Annotated in this window: 5 protein-coding genes, 1 tRNA gene and 2 rRNA genes (1 of these 8 only partly in view); 6 read left to right on the top strand and 2 right to left on the bottom strand. The window is 56.6% G+C overall.

The annotated features are described in order from the left end of the window. From EI545_RS05490 to EI545_RS05465, 6 genes are all read left to right on the top strand, one after another. Positions 1–2,104 (top strand): 23S ribosomal RNA (locus EI545_RS05490) (it extends 729 nt beyond the left edge of the window). A gap of 112 nt (positions 2,105–2,216) precedes the next feature. Continuing rightward, positions 2,217–2,331, top strand: a 5S ribosomal RNA gene (rrf, locus tag EI545_RS05485). Positions 2,332–2,509: 178 nt separating this feature from the next. Beyond that, positions 2,510–2,586: transfer RNA gene (locus EI545_RS05480), tRNA-Met, on the top strand. A 282-nt stretch (positions 2,587–2,868) separates the two neighbouring features. After that, on the top strand, positions 2,869–5,634 hold the full coding sequence (locus EI545_RS05475) for a ScoMcrA-related endonuclease (RefSeq protein WP_216842497.1): 2,766 nt from the start codon (positions 2,869–2,871) through the stop codon (positions 5,632–5,634). After that, complete coding sequence (locus tag EI545_RS05470; RefSeq protein ID WP_125324538.1) at positions 5,634–6,950, top strand: McrC family protein; 1,317 nt, start codon at positions 5,634–5,636, stop codon at positions 6,948–6,950. Before EI545_RS05475 ends, EI545_RS05470 begins: the two co-directional genes overlap by 1 nt. Before the next feature lie 285 nt (positions 6,951–7,235). Beyond that, positions 7,236–7,592 carry a hypothetical protein gene (locus EI545_RS05465; RefSeq protein WP_125324537.1) on the top strand — a complete coding sequence of 119 codons (357 nt, stop codon included), beginning with the start codon at positions 7,236–7,238 and terminating at the stop codon, positions 7,590–7,592. Positions 7,593–7,677: 85 nt separating this feature from the next. On the opposite strand, the gene EI545_RS05460 is transcribed toward EI545_RS05465, so the two are convergent. Both EI545_RS05460 and EI545_RS05455 read right to left on the bottom strand, forming a co-directional pair. Continuing rightward, complete coding sequence (locus tag EI545_RS05460; protein ID WP_125324536.1) at positions 7,678–9,426, bottom strand: hypothetical protein; 1,749 nt, start codon at positions 9,424–9,426, stop codon at positions 7,678–7,680. Next, a complete protein-coding gene (locus EI545_RS05455; protein WP_125324535.1) occupies positions 9,423–10,070 on the bottom strand; it encodes a hypothetical protein in 648 nt (215 codons plus the stop codon). The genes EI545_RS05460 and EI545_RS05455 overlap by 4 nt, the downstream gene beginning before the upstream one ends. Positions 10,071–10,176: the final 106 nt, after the last annotated feature.

Genomic DNA, 10,176 nt, shown 5'->3' with positions numbered 1-10,176 from the left:
GCAAGGTAACACTTGCTGGAGGTCCGAACCAACACCCGTTGAAAAGGGTCTGGATGACTTGTGGCTAGGGGTGAAAGGCTAATCAAACCTGGAGATAGCTGGTTCTCCGCGAAAGCTATTTAGGTAGCGCCTCGGACGAATACCCACGGGGGTAGAGCACTGCATGGATGATGGGGGCCCACAGCCTTACTGAGTCTAAGCAAACTCCGAATACCGTGGAGTACTATCCGGGAGACACACGGCGGGTGCTAACGTCCGTCGTGAAGAGGGAAACAACCCTGACCTGCAGCTAAGGCCCCTAATTCGTGGCTAAGTGGGAAAGCATGTGGGACGGCCAAAACAACCAGGATGTTGGCTTAGAAGCAGCCATCATTTAAAGATAGCGTAACAGCTCACTGGTCTAGATAAGCTGTCCTGCGGCGAAGATGTAACGGGGCTCAAGCCACGAGCCGAAGCTCAGGATGCACAGCGATGTGCGTGGTAGCGGAGCGTTCTGTGATATAGCTCATCATGTCTTACTTGCCGCAAGGCGAGGACGGACATGGAGAGCTTTCTGCGAAGCCGGGCTGTAAGGCATCCGGTGGAGAGATCAGAAGCGAGAATGTTGACATGAGTAGCGACAAAGAGGGTGAGAGACCCTCTCGCCGAAAGTCCAAGGGTTCCTGCTTAAAGCTAATCTGAGCAGGGTAAGCCGGCCCCTAAGGCGAGGCCGAAAGGCGTAGTCGATGGGAACAGGGTTAATATTCCCTGGCCAGTGGGATGTGACGGATCTCGACGGTTGTCTGCCCTTATCGGATTGGGTGGGCTGCTTAGAGGTTCCTGGAAATAGCCCCACATCAGACCGTACCCTAAACCGACACAGGTGGACTGGTAGAGTATACCAAGGCGCTTGAGAGAACCACGTTAAAGGAACTCGGCAAAATGCCTCCGTAAGTTCGCGAGAAGGAGGCCCCATCGGCAGGCAACTGTTGGTGGGGGGCACAAACTAGGGGGTGGCGACTGTTTACTTAAAACACAGGGCTGTGCGAAGCCGTAAGGCGACGTATACAGTCTGACGCCTGCCCGGTGCTGGAAGGTTAAAAGGAGGGGTGCAAGCTCTGAATTGAAGCCCCAGTAAACGGCGGCCGTAACTATAACGGTCCTAAGGTAGCGAAATTCCTTGTCGGGTAAGTTCCGACCTGCACGAATGGCGTAACGATCTCCCCGCTGTCTCTAACGTGGACTCAGCGAAATTGAACTGTGTGTCAAGATGCACACTACCCGCGGTTAGACGGAAAGACCCCATGCACCTTTACTCCAGCTTTGCACTGGCATCAGGATTGTGATGTGCAGGATAGGTGGTAGGCATTGAAGCGGGGACGCCAGTCTTCGTGGAGCCTCCCTTGAGATACCACCCTTCGCACTCTTGATGTCTAACCGCGGCCCGTTATCCGGGTCCGGGACCCTGCATGGTGGGGAGTTTGACTGGGGCGGTCGCCTCCCAAACAGTAACGGAGGCGCGCGAAGGTAGGCTCAGACCGGTCGGAAATCGGTCGTTGAGTGCAATGGCAGAAGCCTGCCTGACTGCAAGTCTGACAAGACGAGCAGAGACGAAAGTCGGTCATAGTGATCCGGTGGTCCCAAGTGGGAGGGCCATCGCTCAACGGATAAAAGGTACGCTGGGGATAACAGGCTGATGATGCCCAAGAGTCCATATCGACGGCATCGTTTGGCACCTCGATGTCGGCTCATCTCATCCTGGGGCTGGAGCAGGTCCCAAGGGTATGGCTGTTCGCCATTTAAAGAGGTACGTGAGCTGGGTTTAGAACGTCGTGAGACAGTTCGGTCCCTATCTGCCGTGGGTGTAGGAGACTTGAGAAGAGTTGCCCCTAGTACGAGAGGACCGGGGTGAACGAACCACTGGTGGACCAGTTATCGTGCCAACGGTAGTGCTGGGTAGCTATGTTCGGACAGGATAACCGCTGAAGGCATCTAAGCGGGAAGCCCCCTTCAAAACAAGGTCTCCCTTGAGGGCCGTGGAAGACCACCACGTCGATAGGCCAGAGGTGTAAGTGCAGCAATGCATTCAGCTGACTGGTACTAATTGCCCGATAGGCTTGATCTGATCCGGTAACAGCAAGGCAATAAGCCTCTGCGGATCGTCAAAAGCAAACACAGACTTGGAACAATCACTGATGTCAGGGACCGAAAACAACGGTCCCTGGTCTCTTCCCCGGACTGGTGGCCATAGCACGAGCAAAACACCCGATCCCATCCCGAACTCGGCCGTTAAGTGCCGTCGCGCCAATGGTACTGCGTCTCAAGACGTGGGAGAGTAGGTCACCGCCAGTCCTGAAAAGAGACCATCCTCTCTCCATACGATATCACCCTACCCCCCGATCGCAACAATGCCCTCGGGATACAGTCGAGGGGTCCAGCAGCCCCGTCAGCCCGGAAAAAGGCACCGCCTTCAAGGGCAGACAAAATGCCAAGAACACCGGGCTGCAGCGGACCACCTGCAAGAAAACGTCGCGGGGTGGAGCAGCCCGGTAGCTCGTCAGGCTCATAACCTGAAGGTCACAGGTTCAAATCCTGTCCCCGCAACCAAATTTACAAAACATATCAAATACTTGAACAGCGCCCCCAAGGGGCGCTTTATGCGTTCCCCATTCCACATCAACGCCACATCAACACCGCCACAGAAGAACCGCACCAGCACGCACAAGAGGGCACTCGACAGCAGCGGCGGGCAACTCGCAGTTGCGCCCTATTCCAGTTCCCGCCATCATCCAGTCGTGGATCTCTAGACGGTGATTGACGATCAAGGATATTGCCCCCGGCTTCCTGACCTCGGAACAGCACCTCTCAGGAAAATGAACGGGCACGGCGATGAAGCAGGACGATTTTCGGAAGTGGCTGGTTTCACAAGGACATACCGACGCGACCGCGTCCTCTCGGGTGAGCAGCGCCAAGCGTGTTGAGCAGTACTTGGGCGATCTGGACGAGTTGTTCGTGCAAGAGGATCGGGACAGTATCCTGAACCGATTTGCCTATACGGCAGAGGACGAGCGCGCCGAACGCCCAAACCCGTCGCCGGTGCCCATTGATGGTGTCTTGCGCACCGGCCTCGCCAGCCTCCAGCAATCGCTGAAGCTCTATCACTCATTCCTGACCGAACAGACAAATGTGCCTGACAAGGCAGAACACCAAGCCGTGCTGGACCGCCTCACCCGCAAGGAAGTCGATGCCGCGATGCAGGAGTGCGATCAGCTGGGGCTGAAGGCTTTCCTTGCGCGCAGTGGTTTTGCCAGCCCGCAGGTGTGGGTAACCGATGAGGGCAAGGACAAATCCTACCCGGCCAAGGCCATCGTCGCGGCGGCCTTGGGCCATCTTCCCCAAGGCCGCACTCTTTCGGCCAAGGAGTTCTTCAACGGCTTCAGCGAGGCGCAATCGTTCGCAAGGCTGGAAGCTCTGGGGTACCGCGTCCTTCGCAAGGGGGCGAACGGTCGCGATGGCCCCTTCAGTCGCGACAAGATCGAAGCTGCTATGGATGCCCTTGATCAATTCCGCGCATCCGGTGCCTATGCAGATGTGTTTTCAGGGTTTGAAGAGCCATCCAAGTATTGGGTGCGATCCAGCAAGCCGCGCATGGATAAGCGCTTTCCGACCAAGCCAATCGTCGGGTTCCTCCTCGGCAAGCCTGCAAATGCACTCACGGGAGGGTGGAGCCAGCCGCACGATGCGGCGGCACGCCTGCATGCTGCAGGTTACATCATCGTCGATCAGAACGACGAGCCTTTGCCGTTGCCGGAACAGTACACCCACCTGATGCGCGGGGCAGAGCGCGCGCGCCTCGTTGCCCTCAATTATTTCATCGAACCTGCCCGCGAAGCCGGGGTGCCGTCGGTGACGATCCGCGCCGGTGATCTGCATGACATGTGTGGCCTGGTTCGGAACTGGGCAAATGTCTGCCAGGCGCTTGAAGGTGAGATGTTCCAGAAGTTCGCCACGGTCCCGGAACCCACACGTTCCGGGCCGGAGCGCAGTACGACGACCGAGTATACCTTTGTCCTGGCGCGGGACGGAGCTGCAAAGGATGGGATCATGCCGCACGCCGTTCAGACAGCGACGACCAACCTGATCCTCTATGGACCTCCTGGCACCGGAAAGACCTACCAGACGGCTTGGGAGGCGGTTCGCCTTTGTCTGGGCGAAGAAGTTGCTGACAAGCTGATTGGCGAGGAGCACCGGAAACAGCTGATGGCCGAGTACCAAAGCCTGATGAAGGAAGAGCGGATCGAGTTCGTCACCTTCCACCAATCCATGTCATACGAGGAATTCGTTGAAGGGCTTCAACCAAGCACGGGAGATGATGCGAGGGAAGGACCTGAAGAACTCGGCGCTGGAGTGGGCTTTCGTTTGAAGCCGACCGAGGGGGTGTTCAAGCGGATCAGCGAACGTGCGCGCCTCGACAGTTCTCAGGCCGGGACTGTTTCACGGCTGGACCGGAACGCACGCGTGTTCAAAGTCGCACTAGGTCGACGCCAGGTGGAAGAGTACCGGATACGCTTTGGTTTGGATAATGGGCTGATCCACGTTGGCTGGGGTGGGGATATTGATTGGTCCGACGAGAGGTTCGACGACTTCAACCAGATTTTCAATGAGTGGCGGTCGCACAAGGACGCCGAGGCGACAGGGCATGACGGCAATATCGTCGTCACCTACTCGTTCAGATCGGACATGCAAATTGGTGACTACGTTGTGGTGTCTGACGGGCGTGATCGCATCAAGGCATTTGGCAAGATCACTGGCGATTACTACTACGACGGGGACGCGGAATTTCATCCCCATAGAAGAACCGTCGATTGGATTTGGCGCGACGAGGTCGGGACCGATCGCGGCCGATTTTATCCGAACGCGTTCAGGCGGCATTCCGTCTACAAGCTGAACCAGTCCCTCATCGACTGGGACGCACTGGAGGAGGTAGTATTTGGCAAACGTGCGGCGGTGGCTGACAACTCTGCCCGTGACCATGTCCTGATCATCGACGAGATCAACCGCGCCAACATCTCTAAGGTATTTGGCGAACTGATCACTCTGCTGGAACCAGACAAGCGCCTCGGGCGTCGGGACGAAATCCAGCTGACCTTGCCCTACTCGAAGAAGCGCTTCGGAGTGCCGCCCAACCTGCACATCATTGGCACCATGAATACGGCCGACCGCTCGATTGCGCTTTTGGATACCGCCCTGCGCCGCCGCTTCACCTTCAAGGAACTGATGCCGGACCCCTCTTTCCTGTCCCCGAATATCGGCGGGATCAACCTGCAGAAGCTGCTGGCCACGATCAACGAACGCATCGAGTACCTGTTCGACCGTGAACACCAGATCGGGCACGCCTATTTCACTGGTTGCACATCGCCCGAGGCCGTCGAGGACGTCATGCGGCACAAGGTCATTCCGCTGTTGGCGGAGTATTTTTACGAGGATTGGGCAAAGGTGGCCGCTGTTCTAGGTGATTCACCCAATGCGAAAGCTGCGCGATTTCTGGAAGCCATCCCATGGAAAAAATCTGTCATCACTGGCGACGATTTAACCGGTGAGCGGCTGCGCTGGCGCGTGAAGGATCAGTTCGACTTCTCTGAGTTTAAAGACTGATGCAGCCCTACTTCCTCCAAGAATGGAAGAGTTTGCCTTATGGCGAAGGGCCGGGGTGCATCCCAGAGCCTTTGGCTGGAAGGCTGGCGTCATTTGCAAACGCGTCTATTTTCGCGGGGCGTGGTGGCGGGGGGGTGTTAGAACACCGTCGCCATGACCTGCGGGCGCGAGGGGTGATTGGCGTTATGGCGGTGCCCGGCTGCACGCTGGAAATCTTGCCGAAGATCGACGTCGGCGAAAAGGAAGGCTCGCGACAAGAGACGCGCGAAATTCGCAAGCGCCTTGTCCACATGCTCGCGGTGGCTCTTGACCTGAAGATCGAGACCGGACGCATGACCGAGCTCGACTGGCAGCGTGAAACACTTCTGGAAATCCTGATCCGCATCTTTTGTGACAAGCTGACCGAGGCAGTCCGCCGGGGCATGCCACGGCGCTATTCCCGTCATGAGGGCGACCTGCCGACCTTGCGCGGATCGCTGGATATCCCGCGACAATTCACCCGCCACATCGCAAATCCCGGTCGCTTGGCATGCCGCTTTGACGAGTTGTCCGAGGACATCTCCCTTAACAGGATCATGAAAGCGACCATCGGGCATCTTGCGCGGATGTCGCGCAACGCGACGAATGTTCAGCGCCTGAGGGAACTGGCCTTCGTCTATGCCGATGTCGCAGAGGTTTCGATCCCGGCGCTGCGTTGGGTAGATGTCGTCATCGATCGCACCAATCGCTCTTGGCAGGAACTGTTCGGAATGGCGCAGCTGTTCCTGCGCAACCGATACCAAACGACCAGCGCCGGATCGGGGCAGGGATCGGCGTTGCTGTTCGAGATGAATGCCCTGTTCGAGGAATATATCGGCCGTCTCGTCTCAAGGGCGGTGGCAGGGTCCGAATTCCGCGTGACACTGCAGGGTGGCCGCCTATTCTGCCTGACATCGCTTGATGACGAACGGGAAGTGTTCCAGACCAAACCCGACATTCTGATCTGGCGCGCTGGTCAGGTTGTCCATGTGATCGATACGAAATGGAAGAGGATTTCCGCCCGGATCGACGATCCGAAACAGGGCGTTTCCCAGGCAGATGTCTACCAGATGATGGCTTATGCGCACATCTACAAGGCACCACGCTTGACGCTGCTCTATCCGCACCATGCGGCTCTTGGCGACGAGGAAGGGATCCGCGCGCGGTTCCGGGTGACGGGTCAGGAGACGGTGTTGGAAACTGCGAGCTTCGACATTTCCAATGGAAAGGCTCTGGTTGACCGCGTGTGGAACCGGATCCTCGTTGGCATCGAAGAAGCGGCACCGGTTTTTCAATGACCGGTAGTGGCAAGCGCCCGTCGGGTGCACAATTGCGCCCGCCGTCATGCGGGATACAGCTAGCCGTCAGACGCGACGCTTACCCCTACGACGCGGCAGCTTGCTGAAGATGTGCCGCATCCGATAAACTGGAGTTTGAGTGTTGGCGGCAGACCTTAGGGCTGCACGCTCACACACCAACTTAATGGACTGCCGCATGGATAGCTCAGTTCAGTCTGCAATCGTCCGCACTATGACGTCAATGCCACGAGGCTGGGAGCGGACCAGCTCATAAGCGTCGTAAAGATGAACGTGCTCAGCTTTCCAACACTTGGGGTTACACTGTTTAATATCGTCGGCGAGAGCATCCTTTTGGCCAAACTTGTCGAGGACATCCGAAAGGCACAGCGGGATGGCGAAGAGGATCTCCTGGCGAACTCGGCCATCGAAAGGATAGTTGCGAAACTGATGCCGAAGTCGTTGCTCCACGGAACCCCAAGATACCCTTACGGGTCGAAGCTGTTCGCTGCCGTCGCTTCAGAGCTGGAGTTGAACGGAACCGCGGCAGCATGGGTTCCACTCAATGCCAGCATGCGCCTCGTGACGGCGCGTATCGTTGATCGGCGGGGACAGAAGTACAAGTTGGCTCACCGGTCCATGTGACGGAGTCCATGGGAGCCAGTTACCAATAGTCAAAAGCGCGAAATCGTAGTTGACTGAGGAAGAGTGGCAAACCTGAAGATCGTGTCTACTGGCAACCCCGCAACTTTTGTAGTTCGGCCAAGGGTTCGGCCCTGAACCGTAGCGTAAGATCGACCGTTGTTTGGCCCGCCTGTTCGCGCCGAACTGCTTCTACGTCCTCGATACTCTCAGCGCCTTGATCGTGTTCGATCGGCAAAGGAAGTGTGATTTCGTGTTCCAGGCCACCCGATGTTCCGATGGCATCCAATATCTGCACGACAACAGCGCCGCCGAAGAATTGATCACTCCATAGATTCCATATACTTCCGTGTTGCTTTATCTTGAAGGAAATACTCAGCGGACTGTCTTTTGAAACTTGTGTGCTGGGTTCCATATTCACTTTGAATCCAACTAACTCCAATGCCTGCTGATTGGCGAAGTCTATTGCTGCCACACCAACAAAGAGAGTGCCGGAAATGTCCCCGTCTGAGCGAAAGTCCAGCGGAAAGTTGCCTTCGATGCGGGCTGCAGAGACAGTAACAAGCGCCGCGCCCTCAAGATTTTTCTCTATCTCGCGCACTATTGGCCCAAGCGTTAGGCTTTCGGAGTTCGCGGAAACAGCAGACTGGATCGATGCCAACTTGCCTGGCGTGCGTGCGCTCAGATTCACGCGCATCAGTTCATACCTTGCTGCCAAGTCTGCAGCGATTTCGCACATTTCTGCATTTCCGATCCCCGAAAGCTGCCGCAGCGTGAAGTCGTGCTGCTGTACGATCTCGCTGGTCAATTTGTGAACTGCGACAGCGCGGGCCGTCAGTGCTCCTTCCAATGCCGCTCTATGCGCTGACTTCTGGTCGTCAATCATCTTGCGAAGATCTGCTTCAAACTCGTCTCGGGTCCAGTACTCGTCAATTCTCACAATTGCGCTGTCTGCCAAGAACCATGCGCCGACGCCACCAAGTGCCGCGCAGAATCCTGCACCAGGTCCTGTCGGAGAGCAAATTGCAGCCCCCGTACCAGCTCCGGTTACTGCCACCGCCCATTTTCCACCAGTCTTTGCAGCTGCCTTGATGGCCAGCTTGGCAGCGATTTTTTTTGCAATTGCCGTTGCGGCGACCTTCAGTGATGCTGCTGTGCCAACTGCGGCAGCTGTGCTTACTGGAACTGTAACGAGCATACGCTCTTGGGCGTCTTGCAAAGCTTGCCTCGTCACCGAACCTAGGCCGGACTCTGTTAACCCGGGGGCCTCGACAGATGTATTCAACGCCGCGCTAAATGCAGAGTTGAATATGTTGTCGAGCTCAATGCCGACGTTGTGCAGGCGCTCATCGATGCCCCCAAAGAGTATTTCTTCCAGGTTGCCGCTGAAATCGCCGAACGCTGCAGCGCTGAGTTCAGTGTACTCACCCACGACCGAAAAATGGAAATCTGCATACTGCGGTATTGCATTGTAAGCGGGTTTGTATGCGTCATTCAGTAGAGGATCGATTTGGCGCTTGACGGCTTCGAGTGCGACCTCTCTTGCGTTGCTGAGCCATTCCGACAGCTCTACTGCACTCTGCTCGCTGGGCACAATTGCAGAACCGATCCCCGCACCTGTCGCCGGGGCCTCGGCTCCGCCTTCGTTTCCCAGACGCAACGCTGCCACCACAGTTAGAAAGATGGTCAATGTCGCCATAATCACTATGCTTCCCCAAAACCAACGCGCCAGATTTGGCGCGCCGGTCTTCTCAGGGGGCAATGTGATTGAATTAGTTGCTTCAGTGAGCTCAGGAGCTTCCTCTTTGGGCGGTGTCGTATCTTGCGGAGGTTTCATTCTCGCACCTTGACTATGTGTGCTTCGAAGAACTGGGTGACGATGATCGCCGTCCGGCATAGCACAAATGAGAAAAGTGCCGTGTCCAAGCTGAAAAAAAAGCCCGCCACATGATAGTCACGGAGCTGAATCACTACCCAAAGCTTGGCGGCCTCATAGCCATACGGAAGGGACAGTACCGTGCTTATCCACCCCCCTCTTTCGGGCAGATTCGAAAGGCCGATCTGCAGAGCCTCCGGCAAGCTTGCATCAAGCATGGAGCCGGGCTGGCTGCTCCATGTCCAAGTATAGGCTGCAATGAGAAAAGTGAACGGTACTGCAATCAGCCACGTGAACAGTGAAGTCGAGTAGACTTGGGCAAACGGCTGTTTGAGATGGCGCATCACAAGGCTTTTCCCAAAGGAAAAGATGCATCCCGAAACCAAGAATGCCGCGAGCATTATCCCGGCCTCTGATGCCGTTGCGTCCAGCGACTGCCAAGCTAGAAGAGTAACTGCGACAACCACGAAAATCGCTGAGAGCGCTGTCGCTCGTAACCGACCAGTGAGGAAGGATTTGAGAGGAGAGTTCTGTCGTAGAACCAACGTCAATCGGACCGTCCAGGGCTCCAGATTCAGAGGCCAAACGCCCATGAAAATCGTCATGGCTAGTGGGATCAGACTGAGGACTGCCCAGTCGGTGTACCCGTAGGAGAGGCGCCAGAAGGAAAGCGAAACTCCAGCAAATGTTGTCGCGGCGAGCGCTGGGAGA

Origin of the sequence: Tabrizicola piscis, assembly GCF_003940805.1 — a bacterium.
Classification (GTDB): Bacteria; Pseudomonadota; Alphaproteobacteria; order Rhodobacterales; family Rhodobacteraceae; genus Tabrizicola; species Tabrizicola piscis.
Note: the sequence above shows the minus strand (reverse complement) of the source record. Positions and strands in the feature narration are given on the sequence as shown.